The organism is Mesorhizobium sp. WSM4828 (genome assembly GCF_055811175.1).
The window spans coordinates 1-371 of record NZ_JBVVQK010000120.1; the positions used below are offsets into that span (position 1 = coordinate 1).

Below are 371 nucleotides of genomic sequence, written 5' to 3' on the forward strand. Positions count from 1 at the left end.
AGCTTGGCGAGACGTTCCTGCAGCTTCTCCTTGTCGTAGTCCGAGGTGGTCTCCTCGATCTGCTGCTTGATCTGGGCAACGCGGCCCTGGATCTCTTCTTTCTTGCCGGCGCCGTCGACGATGGTGGTGTTCTCCTTGGAGATCGACACCTTCTTGGCGCGGCCGAGCATGTTGAGGCCGACGTTCTCGAGCTTGATGCCGAGGTCTTCGGAGATGACCTGGCCACCGGTGAGGATGGCGATGTCTTCCAGCATGGCCTTGCGGCGATCGCCGAAGCCCGGCGCCTTGACGGCGGCGATCTTCAGGCCGCCACGCAGCTTGTTGACGACCAGCGTGGCCAGGGCCTCGCCTTCGACGTCTTCCGAGATGAT

At 62.5% G+C, this 371-nt stretch carries 1 pseudogene; it reads right to left on the reverse strand.

Annotation, left to right across the window (positions count from 1 at the left end):
- Positions 1-371, reverse strand: a pseudogene (groEL, locus tag AC0L2X_RS32575) (chaperonin GroEL); the annotation flags it as partial.